Origin of the sequence: Gemmobacter megaterium, from assembly GCF_900156815.1 — a bacterium.
GTDB classification, from domain to species: domain Bacteria; phylum Pseudomonadota; class Alphaproteobacteria; order Rhodobacterales; family Rhodobacteraceae; genus Wagnerdoeblera; species Wagnerdoeblera megaterium.
Genome location: NZ_FTOT01000005.1, coordinates 97,332 through 116,523, shown reverse-complemented (window position 1 = coordinate 116,523; position 19,192 = coordinate 97,332). Strand labels below are relative to the sequence as shown.

The window sequence follows — 19,192 nt, the reverse complement described above, 5'->3', positions numbered from 1 at the left end:
AAAGGGGGCATCACTTCAAATAACAGGTTTCTGGGGGCGCCATACCGCAATTCTATGGCCGCGATCCAGGGCCGGGCTATCGCCTATGGGTATAGCTACGGCAACAAAGATATATTTCCATTATCGCCCTGCGGCTTTCATTGTGGCCCAAACAGATCGGACCGGATCGGATGTCACAGGATATTGCCACGATCATGCTGCCGCTGTTCGTGCCCGGAGACCGGCCCGAACGGTTCGGCAAGGCGCAGGCGGCTGGCCCTGATGCGGTGATCCTCGATCTTGAGGATGCGGTCGCCCCACAGTCCAAGGCCGGTGCGCGGGCCGGGCTGGCCGATGCGATAGCGGCCATGCCGCCGCATGTGCCTCTGTTGGTCCGCATCAATGCCGCAGGCACGGACTGGCACAGGGACGATCTGGCCGCGATGCGCGACCTGCCGCTGTGCGCGATCCTGCTGCCCAAGGCCGAGGCGCCGCAGGATGTGCTGCGCGTTGCAGAGGTGACAGGCAAGCCGGTCATCGCATTGGTGGAATCCGCCCTTGGCCTTCACAGGGCCGAGGCGCTGGCAGAGGCGGCCATGCGCCTTGCATTCGGGTCCATAGATTATGCGGCCGATCTGGCCATGGGCCACACGCGCGAGTCGCTGTTGATGGCGCGTGCGCGCCTTGTTCTGGCCTCGCGGCTGGCAGGGCGGCCCGCGCCGATCGACGGTGTGACAACGGCCATTCGGGACGCGCAGGCGATGGCCACCGATTGTGCCCATGCGGTCGAGATGGGCTTTGGCGGCAAGCTGTTGATCCATCCGGCGCAGGTTGCCCCGGCGCGCGCAGGGTTTGCCCCGACAGCGGCGGAACTGGACTGGGCCGGGCGTGTTCTGGCGGCTGCGGCCTCGGGCGATGCCGCCTTGACGGTGGAGGGGGCCATGGTGGATGCCCCGGTGATCGCCCGCGCCCGGCAAATCCGGCAACGTGCGGGGCAGGAGGACGCATGACCACAACCGCAGTTCTGGCACGCTTTGCCGCCGATTTGCCGGGCGATGCCATTCCCCCCGATGTGACGGCGCGCGCGCTTGCGCTGTTGACCGACCTTGCCGGGTCTGCGGTGCGCGCGGCACAAGAGGCGGATTCGACGCCGTCGGTGCTGGCGATGCTGGGCCTGCTGGGGATGGAGGGCGATGGGCCCTGCACGGTCTTTGGCCTCAATCGCCGCTATGGCCCGGCGGCGGCCGCGCTGCTGAACGGCACGTTCGGCCACTCGCTGGACTTCGACGACACGCATTCCGACAGCTCGCTCCATCCCAGCGCGCCGGTGGTGCCTGCGGCACTGGCCGCCGCCGAGATGACGGGGGCCTCGGGGGCCGATCTGCTGGCAGCGGTGGTCGTGGGGTTCGAGGTGTGTTGCCGTCTGGGCATGGCGCTGGATCCGGCGGCACATTACGCGCGCGGGTTTCATCCGACGGCGACGGCGGGCACCTTTGGCGCGGCGGCGGCGGCAGGTCGGTTGCTGGGGCTGGATGCGGATCGTATGGCCTCGGCCTTTGGCGTGGCGGCCAGCCAGGCGTCGGGGTCGTTGCAGTTTCTGGTCAATGGTGCCTGGAACAAGCGGTATCAGGTCGGTGAGGCCGCGATGAAGGGGCTGATGGCCGCGACATTGGCCTCTGAGGGGTTTGTCGGTGCGGCCGATGCGATCGACGGCAAGCATGGCTTTCTGGGGGGCTACAGCGATGGCGCCGATCCGGCACTTGCGGTGGCGGGCCTTGGGCAGGTGTGGGAAACGCTGCGCATTGGTGTCAAACCCTATCCGGCCTGCCGCTACACCCATGCGGCGGTAGACGGGCTGTTGGCCTTGCAGGCCGAACATGGCTTTGCCCCCGAAGAGGTGCAGGCAATCACCGTGGGCCTGCACCGCAACGGCATCACTCTGGTGGGCGACCCGTTGCCCGCCAAGCGCAGGGCGCGCAGCATTGTCGATGGCCAGTTCTCGATGCCCTTTGCTGCGGCGGTGGCGCTGATCCGGGGCAGGTTCGGCTGGGATGACTACGACCTGCTGGGCGATCCGCGCGCCGATGCACTGGCCGACCGGGTCGAGGTCAGGCGCGACGAAAGCCTTGAGGGGCTGCGCCATCCGTTCGGGGCCACGCTGAACCTGCGGGCGGCGGGGCGTGACCATGCCCTGCGCATTCCCGACCCGTCAGGAGAGCCTGACACCTTCCCCACCCCCGACGCCGCCGAGGCCAAGTTCCGCGCCCTTGCCGGGCCGGTTCTGAACCATGGCACCGATGCGCTGCTGGCGCGGCTGCGCGGCCTGACCAGAGCCGCCGACCTGCGCGGCTATCTTTAGAAAGACCGCTCTCGTGACCGATATAGACCCGTTCCACGACCAATTCACCGACATCCGCGAAGGTGTCCGCGCGCTGTGCGCCGAGTTTCCGCCCGAATATCACCGCAAGATCGACGAGGCGCGCGGCTACCCCGAAGCGTTTGTCGAGGCGCTGACCCGCGCCGGATGGATGGCGGCGCTGATCCCCGAGGAATATGGCGGTTCCGGCCTTGGTCTGGCCGAAGCCTCGGTGATCATGGAGGAGATCAACCGCGCTGGCGGTAATTCGGGCGCCTGCCATGGCCAGATGTACAATATGAACACGCTGGTCCGGCATGGGTCCGAAGAACAGCGCCGCCGCTATCTGCCCAAGCTGGCCACCGGCGAGTTGCGCCTGCAATCCATGGGCGTGACAGAGCCGACGACGGGCACCGATACCACAAGCCTCAAGACAACGGCGGTGCGCAAGGGCGACCGCTATGTGATCAACGGGCAGAAGGTCTGGATCAGCCGGGTGCAGCATTCCGACCTGATGATCCTGCTGGCCCGCACCACACCGCTGGATCAGGTGAAAAAGAAATCCGAGGGGCTGTCGATCTTTCTTGTCGACATCAAGGCGGCCATGGCCAAGGGCATGACCGTGCGGCCCATTCTGAACATGGTGAACCACGAAACCAACGAGTTGTTCTTTGACGATCTGGAAATTCCGGCGGAAAATCTGATCGGCGAGGAAGGGCAGGGGTTCAAGTACATCCTGACCGGGCTCAATGCCGAACGGGTGCTGATCGCGGCGGAATGTATCGGCGACGGGTTCTGGTTCACTGACAAGGTGGTCGACTATACCAAGAACCGCATGGTCTTTGGCCGACCCATCGGCCAGAATCAGGGTGTGCAGTTCCCGATTGCCGAGGCCTATGTGGAAATCGCCGCCGCCAATCTGATGCGCTATGAGGCGTGCCGCAAGTTCGACGCGGGGCTGCCCTGCGGGGCCGAGGCGAACATGTCGAAATACCTTGCCGCCAAGGCAAGCTGGGAGGCGGCGAACGCCTGCATCCAGTTCCACGGCGGTTTCGGCTTTGCCTGTGAATATGACGTCGAACGCAAGTTCCGCGAAACGCGGCTGTATCAGGTGGCTCCGATCTCGACGAACCTGATCCTGTCCTATGTGGCCGAACATATCCTTGGCCTGCCACGGTCGTTCTAGGGGGGCGGGATGGATCTGGACATCGACCATCTGCGTGGCTGGATCGGGGCAACCCGCGAAAGCCATGATGAAATCTCGCCCCGGCTGGCCAATTCGCTGGCGGCCGTGCTGGACGAAGACCCGACGCTGGCGCCGGGCGATCCGGCACCCGCCGGCATCCAGTGGTGCCTGTCGCCCGAGATTGCCCCCATGCATCGCCTTGGTCCTGATGGCCATCCGGCGCGGGGCGATTTCCTGCCGCCCGTCCCCCTGCCGCGCCGGATGTGGGCAGGCGGAGAGTTGGAGTTCACCGGAGAGTTCCGCGTGGGCGATGCGATCCGCCGGGTGTCGCGGGTGGGCGATGTGACCGCGAAATCCGGGCGCACCGGCACGCTGTGCTTTGTCGCGGTGCATCACGCTTATCATGGGCCGCGCGGGTTGGTGCTGACGGAACGCCATGACATCGTGTATCGCGGGGTCGATGCGCCGACCGGCGGCACGCCACCCGCGCCGCCCCGCGCCGATGCCGATCAGCGGCTGGAGGTCGAGGCGACGGCGGTGCTGCTGGCGCGCTATTCCGCTGTCACCTTCAACGGCCACCGCATCCACTATGACCGCGAGTATTGCCGGACCGAGGAGAATTACCCCGGCCTGATCGTGCACGGCCCGTTGCAGGCCACCTATCTGCTGCGGATGGCCATGCAGATGAATGGCAACCGTCTGCCGCGGCGGTTCCGCTTTCGTGGCACCTCGCCGCTGTTCGATGGCGCGGTGTTCCGCGTGAACGGGGCGGCAGAGGGGACAGGCGCGCAGTTGTGGGTGCTGGACCGGACTGGCGGAATGACGATGCAGGCCACGGCGGGGTAGGGCGCGGTCGGCGCCCCCTGTGCGCAAGATCGCAGGGCGTGGCGCGTTGGCCGGGCAACAGGCGCCTTGCGGGGTGGGAGCGGGCTTTGGGTTTCGCCAAGTGTGGGTGCGCCGCTGATCGCGCCTTGCTAGGCAAGGCCGATCCGCTGCCGCCATTCTGCCGGTCCGGTCCGGTGAATCGCGGTCCCGCGCGCATCGACGGCGACGGTCACGGGCAGATCCTCGACATCCATCTCATAGATCGCCTCCATCCCCAGATCGGCAAAGGCGACCACGCGCGCCGCGCGGATCGAGCGTGCGATCAGATAGGCGGCCCCCCCGGTCGCCGCCAGATAGACGGCGCCATGCTGTGCGATGGCCTGAACCGTTGCAGGGCCGCGTTCGGCCTTGCCGATCATGCCCACAAGTCCGGTGTCCAGCATCATCGGGGTAAAGGCATCCATCCGGGTGGAGGTGGTGGGGCCTGCGGGGCCGACCGCCTCGCCCGCGACGGGATCGACAGGGCCGACGTAATAGATCAGCCGCCCGGCGAAATCGACGGGGAAGGTTTCGCCCCGCGCCTGCATTTCGGCCAATCGCTTGTGGGCGGCATCACGGCCGGTCAGAATGCGCCCGGACAGCAGCAGCGTTTCCCCGGCCTGCCACTGGGCGGCTTGGGCGCGGGTCAGCCCGTCGATCTGTACGCGCCGCCCGGTGGCTGCGGCCTCTGGCCCCAGATCGGGCCAGTCCGACAGTGGCGGGGGGGCGAAATCGGCCGGACCGCTGCCGTCCAGCCGAAAATGCACATGCCGGTTGGCAGCGCATTGCGGCATCAGGGCCACCGGCTTGGAGGCCGCATGGCTGGCCGTTGTGGCCACCTTGACGTCAAGAACCGAGGTCATGCCGCCCAGCCCCTGTGCCCCGATCCCCAGCGCGTTGATGCGGGTGTAAAGATTGATGCGGAACTCCTCCATCCGGTCGCGGGGGCCGCGGGCCAGCAGATCCAGCATGTCGATAGGGGCGTTCAGCGCCTGCTTGGCCAGCAGCATCGCCATTTCCGCCCCGCCCCCGATGCCCAGCCCGATCAGACCTGGCGGGCACCAGCCCGCGCCCAGCCCCTCCATGGTCTGGACGACCCAATCCTCGACCGAGGCGGCCGGGTTCAGCACGGTGAACCGTGCCTTGTTTTCTGACCCGCCGCCTTTGGCCGACAGGGTAATCTCCAGCCCCGGTCCCGGCATCAGTTCGACATGCGTGGTCGCCGGGGTGTTGTCGCGGGTGTTGCGCCGGTCGAACAGCGCATCGGCCACCATCGAGGCGCGCAGCGGGTTGCGCTCGTCGGCCCAGGCGCGGCGGACGCCCTCGTTCACCAACGCCTCGATGGGCAGGGTCGAGCGGATGCGGCTGTCCATGCCCAGCCGCAGGAACACCACGATCATGCCGGTGTCCTGACAGATCGGGCGACGGCCATAGGCGGCCATGCGGCTGTTGATCAGGATCTGTCCGATGGCCGCGCGGGCGGCGGGGCTTTGTTCGCGGCGCCACGCAGATGCCAGGTGGCGCACATGATCCGAAGGGTGAAAGCAGGACACGAACTGCGCGGCGCGATGCACGCTTTCGACGATATGATCGGCAGGAATGTCCATGGCTGCGGCCTGTGCTGGGGCGGGCTGGGCCAAGTGTAGGGCCAGTCACCCGCCCCGGCCATGGGGCTGGGCCATAGAATTGCGTTGGGCCTGCCATAGCCTCGCAGCATCGCGCGTGCCTTCAGCCCTGAGGCCAGACCAGCGAATGGTGCAACTGCGCGCCCGCCCAGGCGCCATCCGCCACGGCCAGAGACAGCGAATGCGGCGCGCGCGCGACATCGCCACAGGCATAGGCGCCCGGAATGCTTGTCTCTTTGCGCTGGGAGGTCTGGATCTGTACTCCCATCGGCGTTTCCATCAGGGCACAGCCCATCTGCTCTGCCACCGGGCTGGCCGGAACGCTGCGCGCGGCGGTAAACAGGCCGGCGAAGTCCTGGCGCCGCCCATCGGCCAGTGCGACTGTGGCCTGCCCTTCGATCTGCGCCAGCGGCGTTTCCTCGATGGTCACGCCACGCTGCGCCAGATCTGCCCGGTCAGCCCCCTCCAAGGTCAGAACGCCGTTGGTGAACAGCGTCACCTGGCCCCATTCGGGCAGCAACTGCGCCTGATGCAGGGACATTGGTCCGGTGGCAATCACGCCGATCTGTCCCTGGTTCAGTTCATAGCCATGGCAATACGGACAGTGAAACACCGTCTGACCCCAACGCTCGGCCAGTCCGGCAATCGGGGGCAACTGGTCGGCCAGCCCGGTGGCGAACACCAGCCGCCTGCCAGGATGGCGGTCGCCGGAGTCCAGGGTGACATGGAACGCGTCCTTGTCGCCGCCTGCGTCAATCACCTGACCCTCGACCCATGTCAGCGTCGGATAGGTTTGCAACTGGTCCCGCGCAGTGGCAGCGATCCTTGCGGGATCCGCGCCGTCCTGTCCCAGAAACCCATAGGAATGGCTGGCGAAACGGTTGCGCCGTTGACCGGCGTCGATCACCAGCACCCGCCTGCGCGCCCGTACCAACTGCAATGCGGCGGCCATACCGGCATATCCGCCTCCGACGATGATCACATCCTGCATGATCTGCTCCTTAATCCGACCACAACGGCACCCGGCCAGCAGCTCCGGTGCACGGGTTGCAGGCGAAGAACCATTTCAAGTAACTTTATATGTTTCGAATTAAGCCGGATTTCAAGTCCGCCGGTTGTCATCCGCCCAGATGCCAGGCGCCATTGTCGCGGTGAAACCGCCTGGGCGCCTGTGCCACGAAATGCCCGGTCGTCGCATCCGCGAGCCACGCGGTGATGGCCAGGTCCGGTCCCGCCAGGTCCAGCACGCAGAACCCATGGTCCGTTTCACCCGCGCGCCCGCACAGCGCCGTGCCGGTCTGTACGAGCATCAGCGGCTGGGGCCGGTCCTGCGCGATGCCAAGGCCGATGGTCCAATGGTGCAGATGGCCCGACAGGACCACATGCACGCCGGACCGGATCAACGAGGGCAAGGCTGCGGTGCCACCGCGCGTTTCGCCCCGCTCGAACCCCGGCGGTTCCACCAGCGGGTGGTGGCAGGCCAGAATGTTGATCCGGCCGTCGCCGGGTTCCAGACTGGCCGCAATCCGGCGCAGATCGTCCTGCCGCAGGATCCCCCGTCGCCAGCGGAACGGGTCGGCGGTATTGGCCGACAGGATGCGCACCCGGTCCAGCGTTGCACCGGGCGCAAGATCGGCGCCGACATTGCGGCGCCAGCCCCGGAACGGGCCCAGCATCCGTGCGACCACATTGAACAGCGGAATGTCGTGGTTGCCGGGTGTGGCAAGCACCGGCACCCCCAGCCCCTGAAGGAATGTCATTGCGGCCCTGAACTGCGGCGCACGCGCGCGATGGGACAGATCGCCGGTGACCACCACGATATCCGGCGCGGTCGCTGTGATGGCCTGTGCCAGAGGCGCGACCAGTTCGGGGCGCTCCATGCCGAAATGCAAATCCGTCAGATGAACGATCCGTGTCATGCCGCAGGACCAGCCGTGGCCGGATCGGCCGGGGCAAAGACCCTCAGCGCATCGCGCAGCACGCTCAGGTGGAACGGGGCGGCCATACGCTCTTTCTCGCCGTCAAGCGCAACCAGTTTGCGGGCCGTCCGGCTTTCGATCCGCATGTCCTGCGCCACCAGAAGTTCGAAATCCTCGCCGCGCACCGACTGACCCAACGCCAGCCGCAGCGCCGCCCCGATCAGGGCCCTGCGGGTCCGGCCCTTGGCGACGAACAGCGCAAACTGCCCGTTGCGCACGGCCTCGGCGCCGTCCAGCGCAAGGCTGTCGAGTTGATAGGCGCTGCGGGCGACAAAGGCCAATGGCGTTTGTATCTCGACCTGCCGTTGATCCAGCGTCACCGAAAGGTGCATCGGATCAGAGACATTGCGCACCGCGACCAGCACCGACCAATAGGCGGCAATCCGGCTGCGACCCCATCTGCGATATATATCCTCGCGCCGGGCCAGGATCTGCGGGTACAGCCCGAAACTGGCGTTGTTGATGAAAATGCGGTCATTGATGCGGCCCAGATCCCGCGTACGGACAATGCCTGCGGCAACCGCATCCAGCGCGGCATCCAGTGTCTCGGTGCCCAGTTCGCGGGCAAAGTAGTTGAACGTGCCGCCGGGCAGAACACCCATGACCGCCGCGCTGCCTGCGAGGGCGCCGGCCACTGCGCTTTGCGTGCCGTCGCCCCCCAGAGCCAGGATTGCAGTGTTCCCCGCCGCCACCGCCTCATGCGCGACCCGTGCAAGGTCTTTGCCCTTGCGGACCGGCACTACAGTAAGATCGCGCACGATCGGGGACAGGCGCGCGCGGATGTAGTCGATCCGGTCGCGGGTATCTTGCCGCCCCGCCTTGCCGTTGGCAATCAGCGCCACGCGCGCCTGCGCCAGATCGAAATGTCCTGTCGAAATCGGCGTCATGGCGTCCTGCATCCTGGTCCCGAGGCTGCGGAAGCGCGAGCCGCAGGGTCAACGACAATCTGTCGATACGGTTCCCGCCGATCAACGATTTGCCGCCTTGCCCGGTTGGGGCACAAGGCGCAGTCTCGTGAACCGGCGCGACGCTGCGCGGGATGAGGCAGGACCACATTCCAGGCCGCATGGTTGACCGACTGCTGTTGCCGACGCAGGGTTGCGTTCCATTGGTGCCGCACTAAAGGAATAGTGGTGACCCCGGATGGATTCGAACCATCGACCTGCCGCTTAGGAGGCGGCCGCTCTATCCCCTGAGCTACGGAGCCACGCAATGTGGTGATGCCCGCAAAATCCGGCCGATGCAACATGTGTTGGGGCTTGGCCGCCCGAGGTCATTGGCGCTAACACTGAGAAAATTGCCCGAGGAGGACGCGATGACCAGACCGCCGGCCAAGCCGGGGCCCAAGGCGCCGCCGCGCCGTGCCCTGACGCTGCGTGACGTCTCGGAGTTGTCGGGCGTCTCCGAGATGACGGTCAGCCGCGTGCTGCGCAATCGGGGCGATGTGTCCGAGGCGACGCGGGAAAAGGTGCTGACCGCCGCGCGCGACATCGGGTATGTGCCCAACAAGATCGCGGGCGCGCTGGCCAGCCAGAGGGTCAACCTTGTCGGCGTGATCATCCCGTCATTGTCGAACATGGTGTTCCCCGAAGTGCTGGCCGGCATATCGGAAGTGCTGGAGGACACGGGCCTGCAACCCGTAGTCGGCGTGACGCATTATTCGCCCGAGCGCGAAGAGTCGGTCCTGTACGAGATGCTCTCGTGGCGTCCGTCCGGCATTGTGATCGCGGGTCTGGAACATTCCGGCGGCGCCCGCGCCATGCTGGATGCGGCGGGGGTTCCGGTGGTTGAAATCATGGATACCGATGGCCCCCCGGTGGATAGCGCCGTCGGCATCTCGCATCGCAAGGCCGGGCGGCAGACGGCTGCGGCGATCCTTGCCGCAGGCTATCGTCGCATCGGGTTTCTGGGCACCAAGATGCCCGACGATCACCGCGCCCGCAAACGGATGGAAGGGTTCGAGGCGGCGCTGGCCGAGGCTGGCCTGGTGCTGGAGGACCGCGAATTCTATGCTGGCGGATCGGCCCTGCTGAAAGGGCGCGAGATGACCGAAGCGATCCTGCGCCGATCCCCCCACCTGGATTTCCTGTATTATTCCAATGATATGATCGGGGCAGGGGGGCTGCTGTGGTGCCTGGAAAACGGTATCGACGTACCGGGAAAGCTGGGCCTGGCGGGGTTCAATGGGGTCGAGCTGTTGCAGGGACTGCCGCGCCGTCTGGCCACGGTGGACAGTTGTCGCCGTGAAATCGGGCGACTTGCGGCCGAGATCATCGCGGGCAAGCGCCCCGGTGGCGTGATCGGCGGCGAGGTGTTGGAGCTTTCGCCGGTCCTGCACCCCGGCGATACGATCCGCACCTGACATATTGGCCGCCAATGGCCGCTGCCTCAGGGGAAGGCTGTCAGGATCTGGTCCAGCGGTTTCTTGCGCTTGGCGACGGCGGGAACGGTTGCGTCGGGCGCCGGGTGGCCCACGGGCAGGATCATCACCGGCTTTTCCGACTCTGGCCGCCCGCACAGGGTATTGAGGAACTTCATCGGGTTCGGTGTATGGGTCAGACACACCAGCCCGGCACGGTGCAGCGCGGCAATCAGAAAGCCGGTCGCGATTCCGACACTCTCGGGTACGTAGTAATTCTTGTAGCGGGTGCCATCGTCGGTCACGCCATAGCGCTGGGCAAAGATCACGATCAGCCACGGCGCCGTCGTCAGATGGGGCTTGGACACGCCGGTCCCGATGGGTTCCAGCGCGGCGAGCCATTCGTCGCCCGCCCCCCCGGCGTAAAAGCTGCGCTCCTCCTCCTCGGCGGCGTCGCGGATGCGGGCCTTCATCGCCGGATCCCCGATCAGGCAGAAGTGCCATGGCTGGTGGTTGGCCCCCGAAGGCGCCAGCCCGGCCGCGGCGATACACTCGGTCAGCACGGCCTGCGGCACCGGATCAGGGGCAAAATCGCGGACCGAATGGCGCCGGGCCAGATCGGCGCGAAAGGTCTGCGCGGCCGCAAGCGCCTGATCGTCGGACAGGCGCACCCTGTCGGGCAGCGGCAAAGGATCGTAGTGCACAGTGCCCTTGGTATACATGGTTCCTCCCGGTGGTTCAGCGCAAGGCAAAGGTTGCGCGCACAAGTTCGGCGGCGATTCCGGGTTCCGACAGGGCGTGCCCTGCCAGCGGCACCATGTGCAACCGTGCCGCAGCCCATCCCTGCGCCAGTGCATGGGCAGATGCGGGCGGGCAGATCATGTCATAGCGCCCTTGCACAATGGTGGCGGGCAGATGTTCGATCCGGTGGCGGTTGGCCATGATCCAGCCGTCCTGGTCCAGAAACCCGTCATTGTGGAAATAATGGCATTCCAGCCGCGCGAAGGCGCGGGCATAGTCGGGCGGCGCCTCCATGCCCGTGCTTTCGGCGCCGATAGAGGCCAGCGCGTTTTCCCAACCTGCCCACAGACGCCCGAACCTGACCTCGTTGACCATGTCGCCCGAAAACAGGCGGCGATGATAGGCGGCGATCAGGTTGTCGCGCTCTGCCTCGGGGATCGCCTCGGAAAACCGGCGCCATTCCTCGGGAAAGAATCGCCCCGCGCCGCCGCCGTAGAACCAGTCGAGTTCGGCGCGAGTCATCAGGAACACGCCGCGCAGGATAAGGTGATCCACATGCCCCGGATGGGTGATCGCATAGATCAGCGACAGCGTGGCGCCCCAACTGCCGCCGAACAGGATCCAGCGGTCGATGCCCAGCGTGGTGCGGATGGCCTCGATGTCGGCCACAAGGTGCCACGTGGTGTTGGCCGCCACCGCCGCCATGGGCCGCGACCGACCGCAGCCGCGCTGGTCGAACAGCACGATCCGGTAGGTCTGCGGATCGAAGAATCGCCGCATGACCGGGCTGCATCCGCCACCGGGGCCGCCATGCACGACCAGAGCGGGCCGCCCTTGCGGGTTGCCACATTGCTCGACATATACCCTGTGACCGTCGCCCATGTCGATCATGCGCCGGTCGAAGGGTTCGATCGGCGGGTACAGGTAATCGGCTGCGCGCCTGTGTCCGTCTGTTCTGTCCATTCCCGGCCCTGTATAGCAGGGGCAGCCTGCCCCGTCGCAGCCGCCGCCGCAAGGAGGAACGCATGAGCACCGTCAATACCGTCGATCCCGCCGAAGTCGCCAAGTTCGAGGCGATGGCCGCCGAATGGTGGGATCCTTCGGGCAAGTTCAAGCCGCTGCATATGCTCAATCCCTGCCGGCTGGATTACATCTGCACCCAGATCGCCGCCGAATTCGGGCGTGACCTGCGGGCCGACCGCCCCCTTGCCGGGTTGCGGCTTCTGGACATCGGCTGCGGCGGGGGGCTGTTGGCTGAACCGATGGCGCGGCTGGGCGCCGATGTGGTGGGGGCGGATGCGGCGGAACGCAACATTCCCGTGGCGCGCATTCATGCCGAACAGTCGGGCCTGCCCATAGAGTACCGCCATACCACGGCCGAGGCGCTGGCCGCCGCAGGCGAACGGTTCGATGTGGTGCTGAACATGGAAGTGGTGGAACATGTGGCCGATCCGCTGGGCTATCTGACCGCCTGCCATGACCTGCTGAAACCCGGCGGGCTGATGGTGTGTTCCACGCTGAACCGCAATCTGAAAAGCTACATGATGGCGATCGTCGGTGCCGAGCAGATCATGCGCTGGTTGCCGCGCGGCACGCATGAATGGTCGAAGTTCATCACGCCCGACGAGCTTTATGATCTGCTGCGCCGGGCGGGGCTGGATCCGGTTGACCGCAAGGGCATGGTGTTCAACCCGCTGGGCTGGTCATGGTCGCTGTCGGACCGGGATCTGTCGGTGAACTATGTCACCACCAGCCTGCGCCGCGCCTGAACGGCCGCGCGGTTCTGGACAAACCGCGGCGCGGCGGCTAGCAGGGGGCGTCCTTCGCCAAAGAGGTTCCGATGATCCCGCTTGACAGCCTGCGCGCCCGTTATCTGGACGGCATCCTTGCAGCCTCGGACGAGGCCGCGCTGGAAGATCTTCGGCTGGCCGCCCTTGGCAAGAAGGGCGAGGTTGCCTTGCTGATGCGCGAACTGGGCAAGATGAGCCCCGAAGAGCGGCAGACCATCGGCAAGGCGCTGAACGAGTTGAAGGACGAGCTGGACGTGGCGCTGCGCGCGCGCAAGGCCTCGCTGGGCGATGCGGCGCTGGAAGAGCGGCTGCGCGCCGAATGGCTGGACGTGACGCTGCCCGCGCGCCCGCGCCGCATGGGCACCATCCATCCGGTCAGCCAGGTGACCGAGGAATGCACGGCGATCTTTGCCGATATGGGATTCGCCGTGGCCGAAGGCCCGCAGATCGAGACGGACTGGTTCAACTTTGACGCGCTGAACATCGCCCCCGAACATCCGGCGCGGCAGGAACACGATACGTTCTTCATGCACCGCGCGGCCGGCGACAACCGCCCGCCCCATGTGCTGCGGACCCATACCAGCCCGGTGCAGATCCGCGCCATGCAGGCGCAGGGCGCACCCATCCGGGTGATTGCGCCGGGCCGCGTCTACCGCATGGACATGGACCAGACCCATACGCCGATGTTCCACCAGATCGAAGGTCTGGCCATCGACCGCGACATTTCGATGGCCAATCTGAAATGGGTGCTGGAAGAATTCTTCAGCGCCTATTTCGGCACCAAGGTGAAAACCCGGTTCCGCGCCAGCCACTTCCCCTTTACCGAACCTTCGGCAGAGGTGGACATCCAGTGCAGCTGGGTCGGCGGCACCCTGAAGGTGGGCGAGGGCGACGGCTGGCTGGAGGTGCTGGGATCGGGCATGGTCCATCCCAAGGTGCTGACTGCGGCGGGGGTGGACCCGAGCCAGTGGCAGGGCTTTGCCTTCGGCATGGGGATCGACCGCATGGCGATGCTGAAATACGGCATTCCCGACCTGCGCGCGTTCTTTGAATCGGACCTGCGCTGGCTGCGGCACTACGGGTTTTCGGCGCTGGACATGCCCAGCACCCACGCGGGCTAGGCGCCGGGTGCGCCCAGCCATTGGCGATTGGCGTAGATCAGGGGCAGGCGCGGTGCGTTCAGCCAGATCTGTTCGGCCTCGCCAATCAGAACATGGTGGCTGCCGACCAGTTCGGACCGGGTGATCCGGCAATCCCAGGCCACAAGCGCATCGGCCAGCACCGGAGATCCGGTCGGGCCGGTGATCCAGGCGCCGGTGCCGAACCTGTCGCCTTCGGTGCGACCGGCAAAGGCCTCTGCCAGGGCGGTTTGCTCGGCCCCGAGCAGGTTCACGCAGAACACGCCGTTTTCCAGGATCGCCACGGCCGAGCGGCTGGAGCGGTTCAGGCAGACCAGAAGCGATGGTTTCGGCGTATCGACAGACACCGATGTGACTGCCGACGCGGTGAGCCCCGCCCGTCCGCCGGGGCCGTCGGTGGTGATCACATGGACCGAGGCTGCGGCGCGGCTCATGCCTTCGAGGAATTGGGTGCGCAGATCGGGGGTGGTCATGGATCGGCTCCGTCGGTCTGGCGAGGGGCGCTGCCCCTCGCGCTCCCCAGGGTATTTGGGGCAAGATGAAAGGGCGCCCGGTTCAGCCAAGGTCGAAGTAGCGCATCAGTTCCACATCGGGAACCTTGGCGCGGAACTGGTTAAGCTGGCTTTCACGACTGGCCGCGAAGGTGGTCACGAACGGCTCTCCCAGCCAGTCGCGGGCAAAGTCCGAGCCACGCAGGGCTGTGATCGCCTCTGGCATGGAGCGGTGAAAGTCGTGGGTCGGCGTCTGGGTGTAGCCATTGCCCTGAACTTCGGATGCAGGTTCGATTTCTTCCAGAATTCCGGCGATCCCGGCGGCCAGCGTGGCCGCGACGGTCAGATAAGGGTTGGTGTCGGAACCGGGCAGGCGATTTTCCACCCGGAGGGAGCCCGCATCATGCCCGACGACCCGCAGGGCCGTCGTGCGGTTTTCATAGCCCCAGGTCAGGCCGGGTGGCGCGAAGGTGCCCGGAGCAAAGCGGCGATAGGCGTTGACCGTGGGCAGGAACACCAGCGTCATGTCTCCGAGGTATTTCTGCAATCCGCCCAGGAAGTGGCGAAAGCGGCGCGACATGCCATGGTTGGCGGCAGGGTCGTGGAACACCGGGGCGCCGCTGGCATCCTTGAGCGACATATGAAGATGGATGGACTGGCTGTCGGCCTCTTCGCTCCATCTTGGCATATAGGTGACGCTGCGGCCCTGGCGCAGGGCAAGGGCGCGCAGGAAGGTTTTCAGCATCACGAGTTGATCGGCAGGTTCCAGACCTGCGCCTGCGTCGATGCAGGCCTCCATGAAGCCGCCGCCGATTTCCTCGTGCATCTTGGCAATGTCGATACGCAGCGGTTCGGCCAGATCGGCCACAGCTTCGTACCAGCCGGATTGCACGGTCTGGTACAGCACGAGGTCATGGCTGGGATGCAGGGTGGCGGTTTTCAGCCCGCGATAGCCCTTGGCGCGTGCGCTTTCGGGGGTTTCGTCGAACAGGGTATATTCCAGCTCCAGCCCGTATTTCGGGTGAAATCCGGCGTCGGCGGCCCGGTCCAGAACCCGGCGCAGCAGCGAGCGGGGGCAGATGGCAGAGGTGGCGCCGCCATAGGTGGACAGGAACAGCAGGTCATGCCCCGGTCTGGCCCAGGGGATGCGGCGCACCGTGGCGGGATCGACGATCAGGGGATCGTCATGGAAATCGGCGCTGTCATCCGTGATGCCGGGCACGGTCAGCACCTGATCCGTCGGGTCCAGCGTCAGCGTCACCGGCGCCATGCCCATGCCGTTGCGCAAGATGCCTTCGAGCGAGCGGCGCGAGACCATCTGGCCGCGCAAGGCGCCGTTGGTGTCGACCATGGCTACGGTGGCGAATTTACAGCCGTTCTGGTCCAGCAGATCCTGAAGTTTCATGGTGTCCCTGTGTCTGGCGGATCGTTGGTCAGCCGCGCAAGCGCCGCCAGTTCGGCTTGCGGGTCGGTGGCATAGGCGCGCAGGAAGACCCGCAGGCCGTTTTCCAGATAGCGCCGGATTTGCGCGCGATCCGGCACCGCATCGGGGCGATGCAAGGCCTGGGTCCGGGGCGCGGACAGGATCAGCGCCCAGAGATCCTGCGCTGCGAGTTCGGCATCGTCAAAGACCAGCCGCCCGGCGCTGCGCTGTTCCCCGAGCCAGTCGATCATCCCGGCCAGCAGGCGGTCGGGGCCGGCGGTCTGATAGGCGGCACCGATTTCGGGGAAGCGCGCGGCCTCGCCGATCACCAACCGGGCAAGGCCCAGCAGGTCCGGGCGCATCACCACATCGGCATAGGCCCAGGCAAAGCGGTGCAGTTGCACCACCATGTCGCCGGACTGATCGGCAAAGGGTTCCAGCATGATGTCGCGGGCGCTGTCCATCATGGCGGCGAACAATGCCTCTTTTGCGCCGAAATACTGGTAGAGCGTCGGTTTCGACACCCGCGCGGCTTCGGCAATCGCATCCATCGAGGCGCCGGCATAGCCCGCCAGCGAGAACACCCGGAACGCCGCTTGCAGGATGCGGCGCTCCTTGATGGCGCGGTTGCGGGCGCGGGCGTCGCTCATGCCGATACCCTGCGGACAAAGGCGGACAGGTGGCGGTTGTAGGCGGCGGGGTTTTCGATATTGCACAGATGTCCGGCGCCCGCGATCACCTCGAACCGGATATCGGGGGTGGGCGCGGCGTCCAGCATACGACCTGCAACAGCGCGGATCTCGGCGGGCGGGGCCAGCCGGTCATGTGCCCCGGTCATGGCGAGTATGGGGCAAGAAATGTTCGAAAAGTCAAATTTTTCCAGCGGATTCGTAAAGCAATGCAGCGCATCGCGATAGGTTTCCGCAGGGATTGCGGCCATGGAGGCACGCAACTCGGCATGGATTTCGGGGCTGGCGTCCGGCCCGGCCAGCACCTTGACAACGGCGGGGGCGAAATCGGCGGGGCGCTGACCGGCGTTCAGCGGCACTTCGCGCGACAGGCGGAATGCCTCGCGTTCCTCGGGGCCAGCCTCGGACATGCCGGTGCAGCCGCCTGACACCACCAGCCCGGCCAGCCGGTCGGAATGGCGCATGGCAAAGGAGGTGGCGATCCAGGCGCCATAGGACAGGCCAACCAGAACAAGGCGATCCGCGCCGAAATGATCGGCCACGCGCAGGATGTCCTCGATATAGCCGTCGATGGTCGAGGGGCCAAAGCCCAGGGTGCTGTCGCCATAGCCGCGCAGATCCATCGCCACGGCGCGGGCATGGGGGGCCAGCGCCGCCAACTGTCGATGCCAGTTCACGCGCCCGCCACCTATGCCATGCAGGAACAGCACCAGCGGGCCATCGCCCGCGCAGGACAGGGCCAGCCGGGGGGTGCCATCCAGCAGCCGGGTCTCGATGGGGGCAGGCCCCGGCTTGGAGGCCGGGGCGGGGGGCGCTTTGGGCCGGGCGGTGGCCAGAGCCTGCAACCCGGCGCGGAACACCGCCTCGGTCCCGGCACAGATCGCGGCCAGACGGTCGGCGCGGGCGGTGATGTCGGCGGTCCACAGAACCGAGGCGCCGCCTGCCTCGGCTGGGGCCACCGACAGGCGGGCGACATAGCGGTCGGCCCCCTCGATTCCTGCAAGCGCGGTATAGGCCAGAACGCGGTCGCTGTCGGACCGATAGGTCAGCCGTTCGCGGTAGACGGTATCCTCGCCCTTGACGGTAAAGCGGCGGATGACATGCGGCCCGGTTTCGGCCTCGATCCGGTCGATGGCGGGGTGCCAGGCCCCCAGAAAATCACCAGCCAGCGCCCAGACCGCCGCAGGGTCGGCGGCCAGATGGCCCCGGACCTGCACGCGGTCGCGCGGCATCAGCGCAGGCCCCCGGCGGTGCCGGTTTCCCCGCGCCACAGCGAATTGCGGGCCGAGTCGGTGTCGGTTTTCACATTGTCGATCTCGGCCATGTCATAGACTGACAGCAGCGCTAGATAATCCTCCATGATTTCAGAGGTATAGGGCAGCATCAGCGCCCCGCAGCGGCTGTCGCGATACATCCGTTCCAGCGGCAGGGATTTCAGCATCGACTGGCCGCCACAGGTGCGGATGGCCAGGGCGGTGATGTCCTGTACCCCCTCCATCACGGCATATTGCGCAGCGTACATGCGCATCACCTGCGCCTTGCTGGGATAGCCCTGTGCCTCGGCAAAGGCATTGGTCCAGAGCGCGCGCATCTGGGCCAGCTTGACATACATCTGCCCGACGGCATGGCGTTTGGTGCCATAGATGCGCCGGTCGATGGGGGGCAGGCCGGAAATGCGCCCTTGCAGATAGGCCACGGTGAAATCATAGGCGCCCTGCGCCACGCCCATATAGGTCGGCGACAGCGTGGCCATCAGGTGCGGCCAATGCGGCATGGTCTTGATGAAGATGCCCTTGGGCATCAGCATGTCGTCCTCGGTGACGAACACGTCCTTGAGGATCAGGTCGCGGCTGTTGGTGCCGCGCATCCCCAGCGGGTTCCAGTCGCCCTTGACGCTCAGGCCGGGGCTGTCCTTGTGGACCACAAAGATCAGCGTGTCTTCGTGGCGCGGTTCCACGCCTTCGAAATGCTCGGTGCAGACGATGGAATAATAGTCGCAATACCCGGCCAGCGAAGCGAATTTCTTGAACCCCGTGATCCGCCAGCCGCCCTCGACCTTGACGCAGTAGGTTTGGGCGGGTTTCGACGTCCAGTTGGCGCCGCCTTCGGAAATGGGCTGGGAATAGATGCCCTGTTCCTTGACGGCGCGGCGGAACTGGCGTTCGCGCAGGGGGGCAAAGGCGGCCTTTTCCTGATCGGTCAGGTTCGGCATGTCATACATGAACCGCGACCACATCATCGACGACTGGTGCATGTTGAAGGTCAGCGCGGTTGCCCCGCAATGCTTGGCGATTTCCGCCCCGACCATGGCATATTCGCCAAGACTGAACCCCATGCCGCCAAACTCCTGCGGCACGGTCAGCGTCAGCAGCCCGTGATCGGCCAGATCGCGGTAGTTTTCGACCGGAAAGCTGGCGTCGATGTCCACCGCCTCGGCGCGGGGGGCAAACCGTTCCTGCCCCAGCCGGTTGACCAGACGCAGCGTTTCTACCACCTCGGGGCGGATGCGGGCCAGGTCGTAGTAGTCGGCGATGTCGCTGGTGGGCAGCGGGAAAATGCTCATTCTGGGCT

18 protein-coding genes and 1 tRNA gene are annotated in these 19,192 nt (G+C 66.1%); 7 read left to right on the top strand and 12 right to left on the bottom strand.

Annotation, left to right across the window (positions count from 1 at the left end; genetic code table 11):
• Positions 1 to 170 precede the first annotated feature (170 nt).
• The 4 genes from BW970_RS12820 to BW970_RS12805 are packed head-to-tail and all read left to right on the top strand — an operon-like array spanning position 171 to position 4,367.
• Entirely contained in the window at positions 171 to 989 is an 819-nt protein-coding gene (locus BW970_RS12820) for an HpcH/HpaI aldolase/citrate lyase family protein (RefSeq protein WP_076531942.1), read from the top strand.
• Positions 986 to 2,338, top strand: coding sequence for an MmgE/PrpD family protein (locus BW970_RS12815; protein ID WP_076531940.1), 1,353 nt, complete (start codon positions 986 to 988; stop codon positions 2,336 to 2,338). Before BW970_RS12820 ends, BW970_RS12815 begins: the two co-directional genes overlap by 4 nt.
• 13 nt (positions 2,339 to 2,351) lie before the next feature.
• Positions 2,352 to 3,521 (top strand): acyl-CoA dehydrogenase family protein, encoded by a 1,170-nt coding sequence (locus tag BW970_RS12810; protein WP_371870136.1) that lies wholly within the window; start codon positions 2,352 to 2,354, stop codon positions 3,519 to 3,521.
• Between the two features lie 9 nt (positions 3,522 to 3,530).
• Complete coding sequence (locus BW970_RS12805) at positions 3,531 to 4,367, top strand: HTD2 family dehydratase (protein ID WP_076531938.1); 837 nt, start codon at positions 3,531 to 3,533, stop codon at positions 4,365 to 4,367.
• Positions 4,368 to 4,495: 128 nt separating this feature from the next.
• On the opposite strand, the gene BW970_RS12800 is transcribed toward BW970_RS12805, so the two are convergent.
• From BW970_RS12800 to BW970_RS12780, 5 genes are all read right to left on the bottom strand, one after another.
• Positions 4,496 to 5,992, bottom strand: coding sequence for a fumarate hydratase (locus tag BW970_RS12800; protein WP_076531936.1), 1,497 nt, complete (start codon positions 5,990 to 5,992; stop codon positions 4,496 to 4,498).
• A 121-nt stretch (positions 5,993 to 6,113) separates the two neighbouring features.
• Positions 6,114 to 7,001, bottom strand: a complete 888-nt coding sequence (locus BW970_RS12795) for an NAD(P)/FAD-dependent oxidoreductase (RefSeq protein ID WP_076531935.1) — start codon at positions 6,999 to 7,001, stop codon at positions 6,114 to 6,116.
• Positions 7,002 to 7,128: 127 nt separating this feature from the next.
• A complete protein-coding gene (locus tag BW970_RS12790) occupies positions 7,129 to 7,929 on the bottom strand; it encodes a metallophosphoesterase family protein (protein WP_076531933.1) in 801 nt (266 codons plus the stop codon).
• Positions 7,926 to 8,876: a diacylglycerol/lipid kinase family protein gene (locus BW970_RS12785; protein ID WP_076531932.1), complete on the bottom strand. Its 951-nt coding sequence runs from the start codon at positions 8,874 to 8,876 to the stop codon at positions 7,926 to 7,928. Before BW970_RS12785 ends, BW970_RS12790 begins: the two co-directional genes overlap by 4 nt.
• Positions 8,877 to 9,120: 244 nt before the next feature.
• A tRNA-Arg gene (locus BW970_RS12780) sits at positions 9,121 to 9,196 on the bottom strand.
• 108 nt (positions 9,197 to 9,304) lie between these two features.
• Between BW970_RS12780 and BW970_RS12775 the strand changes: the two genes are divergently transcribed.
• Positions 9,305 to 10,351: a LacI family DNA-binding transcriptional regulator gene (locus BW970_RS12775; protein ID WP_076531930.1), complete on the top strand. Its 1,047-nt coding sequence runs from the start codon at positions 9,305 to 9,307 to the stop codon at positions 10,349 to 10,351.
• A gap of 26 nt (positions 10,352 to 10,377) precedes the next feature.
• On the opposite strand, the gene BW970_RS12770 is transcribed toward BW970_RS12775, so the two are convergent.
• Both BW970_RS12770 and pip read right to left on the bottom strand, forming a co-directional pair.
• A complete protein-coding gene (locus tag BW970_RS12770) occupies positions 10,378 to 11,070 on the bottom strand; it encodes a nitroreductase family protein (RefSeq protein WP_076531929.1) in 693 nt (230 codons plus the stop codon).
• A gap of 16 nt (positions 11,071 to 11,086) precedes the next feature.
• Positions 11,087 to 12,052 carry a prolyl aminopeptidase gene (pip, locus tag BW970_RS12765; protein WP_076531927.1) on the bottom strand — a complete coding sequence of 322 codons (966 nt, stop codon included), beginning with the start codon at positions 12,050 to 12,052 and terminating at the stop codon, positions 11,087 to 11,089.
• 62 nt (positions 12,053 to 12,114) lie between these two features.
• Between pip and ubiG the strand changes: the two genes are divergently transcribed.
• The gene (gene ubiG, locus BW970_RS12760; RefSeq protein WP_076531926.1) at positions 12,115 to 12,858 is read left to right on the top strand and encodes a bifunctional 2-polyprenyl-6-hydroxyphenol methylase/3-demethylubiquinol 3-O-methyltransferase UbiG; all 744 of its coding nucleotides are present in this window, start codon (positions 12,115 to 12,117) and stop codon (positions 12,856 to 12,858) included.
• Positions 12,859 to 12,929: 71 nt separating this feature from the next.
• Positions 12,930 to 14,000, top strand: a complete 1,071-nt coding sequence (pheS, locus tag BW970_RS12755) for a phenylalanine--tRNA ligase subunit alpha (RefSeq protein ID WP_076531924.1) — start codon at positions 12,930 to 12,932, stop codon at positions 13,998 to 14,000.
• Here the strand turns inward: pheS and BW970_RS12750 are convergent.
• The 5 genes from BW970_RS12750 to BW970_RS12730 all read right to left on the bottom strand — a co-directional run bounded on the left by BW970_RS12750 (position 13,997) and on the right by BW970_RS12730 (position 19,184).
• Positions 13,997 to 14,491, bottom strand: coding sequence for a flavin reductase (locus BW970_RS12750; RefSeq protein WP_076531923.1), 495 nt, complete (start codon positions 14,489 to 14,491; stop codon positions 13,997 to 13,999). The genes pheS and BW970_RS12750 overlap by 4 nt on opposite strands.
• 82 nt (positions 14,492 to 14,573) lie before the next feature.
• Entirely contained in the window at positions 14,574 to 15,914 is a 1,341-nt protein-coding gene (locus BW970_RS12745; protein ID WP_076531921.1) for a glutamine synthetase family protein, read from the bottom strand.
• On the bottom strand, positions 15,911 to 16,582 hold the full coding sequence (locus BW970_RS12740) for a TetR/AcrR family transcriptional regulator (RefSeq protein WP_076531919.1): 672 nt from the start codon (positions 16,580 to 16,582) through the stop codon (positions 15,911 to 15,913). The genes BW970_RS12745 and BW970_RS12740 overlap by 4 nt, the downstream gene beginning before the upstream one ends.
• A complete protein-coding gene (locus tag BW970_RS12735; protein ID WP_076531918.1) occupies positions 16,579 to 17,853 on the bottom strand; it encodes an alpha/beta fold hydrolase in 1,275 nt (424 codons plus the stop codon). The genes BW970_RS12740 and BW970_RS12735 overlap by 4 nt, the downstream gene beginning before the upstream one ends.
• On the bottom strand, positions 17,853 to 19,184 hold the full coding sequence (locus BW970_RS12730) for an acyl-CoA dehydrogenase family protein (protein WP_076531916.1): 1,332 nt from the start codon (positions 19,182 to 19,184) through the stop codon (positions 17,853 to 17,855). Before BW970_RS12730 ends, BW970_RS12735 begins: the two co-directional genes overlap by 1 nt.
• Positions 19,185 to 19,192: the final 8 nt, after the last annotated feature.